Here is a 2,279-nt window from a genome sequence, read left to right on the forward strand (position 1 = left end):
TTCGTGGCTAAGTGGGAAAGCATGTGAGACTTCCAAAACAACCAGGAGGTTGGCTTAGAAGCAGCCATCCTTTAAAGATAGCGTAACAGCTCACTGGTCTAATCAAGAGGTCTTGCGGCGAAGATGTAACGGGGCTCAAGCCACGAGCCGAAGCTTTGGATGCACTTTAGAGTGCGTGGTAGCGGAGCGTTCTGTGATATAGAACGCTGCCTCTTTTGCCCAGCAATGGGTAACGGAGGCAATGTTCTGACTGTGAAGCCGGGCCGTGAGGCAACCGGTGGAGTGATCAGAAGTGAGAATGTTGACATGAGTAGCGACAAACAGGGTGAGAGACCCTGTCGCCGAAAGTCCAAGGGTTCCTGCTTAAAGCTAATCTGAGCAGGGTAAGCCGGCCCCTAAGGCGAGGCCGAAAGGCGTAGTCGATGGGAACCAGGTTAATATTCCTGGGCCAGGAGATGGTGACGGATCACAGAGCTCGTTCTTCCTTATCGGATTGGAAGGGCTGGTGAGTGGTCCCTGGAAATAGCCCTCCACAAGACCGTACCCTAAACCGACACAGGTGGACTGGTAGAGAATACCAAGGCGCTTGAGAGAACCACATTTAAGGAACTCGGCAAAATACCTCCGTAAGTTCGCGAGAAGGAGGCCCGGTTTTTGCGCAAGCAGAGGCCGGGGGCACAAACCAGGGGGTGGCGACTGTTTACTAAAAACACAGGGCTCTGCGAAGTCGTAAGACGACGTATAGGGTCTGACGCCTGCCCGGTGCCGGAAGGTTAAAAGGAGAGGTGCAAGCCTTGAATTGAAGCCCCGGTAAACGGCGGCCGTAACTATAACGGTCCTAAGGTAGCGAAATTCCTTGTCGGGTAAGTTCCGACCTGCACGAATGGCGTAACGACTTCCCCGCTGTCTCAAATGTGGACTCAGCGAAATTGAATTGTCTGTGAAGATGCAGACTTCCCGCGGTTAGACGGAAAGACCCCATGCACCTTTACTACAACTTCGCACTGGCATCAGGATTGCGATGTGCAGGATAGGCGGTAGGCTTTGAAGCGGGGACGCCAGTTCCCGTGGAGCCATCCTTGAGATACCGCCCTTCGCACTCTTGATGTCTAACCGCGGCCCGTTATCCGGGTCCGGGACCCTGCGTGGTGGGTAGTTTGACTGGGGCGGTCGCCTCCCAAACAGTAACGGAGGCGCGCGAAGGTTGGCTCAGACCGGTCGGAAATCGGTCGTTGAGTGCAATGGCAGAAGCCAGCCTGACTGCAAGACTGACAAGTCGAGCAGAGACGAAAGTCGGCCATAGTGATCCGGTGGTCCCGAGTGGAAGGGCCATCGCTCAACGGATAAAAGGTACGCTGGGGATAACAGGCTGATGATGCCCAAGAGTCCATATCGACGGCATCGTTTGGCACCTCGATGTCGGCTCATCTCATCCTGGGGCTGGAGCAGGTCCCAAGGGTACGGCTGTTCGCCGTTTAAAGAGGTACGTGAGCTGGGTTTAGAACGTCGTGAGACAGTTCGGTCCCTATCTGCCGTGGGTGTTGGAGACTTGAGAGGAGCTGCCCCTAGTACGAGAGGACCGGGGTGGACGTTCCACTGGTGGACCAGTTGTCGTGCCAACGGCAGTGCTGGGTAGCTATGAACGGACAGGATAAACGCTGAAGGCATCTAAGCGTGAAGCCCCCCTCAAAACAAGGTCTCCCTTGAGAGCCGTGGAAGACCACCACGTCGATAGGCCGGAGATGTAAGTGCAGCAATGCATTCAGTTGACCGGTACTAATGGCTCGATAGGCTTGATTTGATCCGGAAGAAGCAGGATTACCCTCCTTCCTCCAAAGCATCCTTGGACAATATCAGACCCCTCAAAAGGGTCCGACGCTGAGCGTTTCTTTCCTGGTCTGGTGGCCCTAGCGCGAGCAAAACACCCGATCCCATCCCGAACTCGGCCGTTAAGTGCCGCTGCGCCGATGGTACTGCGTCTTAAGACGTGGGAGAGTAGGTCACCGCCAGACCTGGTAAGAAACGCAATATCTCTCTGATACGATAATACAAACCCGATCAGGACAACCTTGGCGCGGGGTAGAGCAGCCCGGTAGCTCGTCAGGCTCATAACCTGAAGGTCACAGGTTCAAATCCTGTCCCCGCAACCACCGTCAAAGACTCACCACCAGCCCCGGCCAAACGCCGGGGCTTTCGCATGTCCGGGCGACTGATGCCGGCCTGGCCTTCCGCAAGGCCAAGAATCGCCGCAAGCTTACCTAAAAGTGGAAAACCGTGGG

1 tRNA gene and 2 rRNA genes (1 of these 3 running past the window's edge) are annotated in these 2,279 nt (G+C 55.6%); all 3 read left to right on the forward strand.

Features of this window, described 5'->3' with window-relative positions:
• Window positions 1–1,801, forward strand: a 23S ribosomal RNA gene (locus SY26_RS09675) (it extends 1,032 nt beyond the left edge of the window).
• Window positions 1,802–1,897: 96 nt separating this feature from the next.
• Window positions 1,898–2,012: ribosomal RNA gene (gene rrf, locus SY26_RS09680) — 5S ribosomal RNA — on the forward strand.
• A gap of 61 nt (window positions 2,013–2,073) precedes the next feature.
• Window positions 2,074–2,150, forward strand: a tRNA-Met gene (locus SY26_RS09685).
• The last annotated feature ends 129 nt before the right edge of the window (window positions 2,151–2,279 follow it).

The organism is Paracoccus sp. 228, from assembly GCF_000967825.1.
GTDB classification, from domain to species: Bacteria; Pseudomonadota; Alphaproteobacteria; order Rhodobacterales; family Rhodobacteraceae; genus Paracoccus; species Paracoccus marcusii.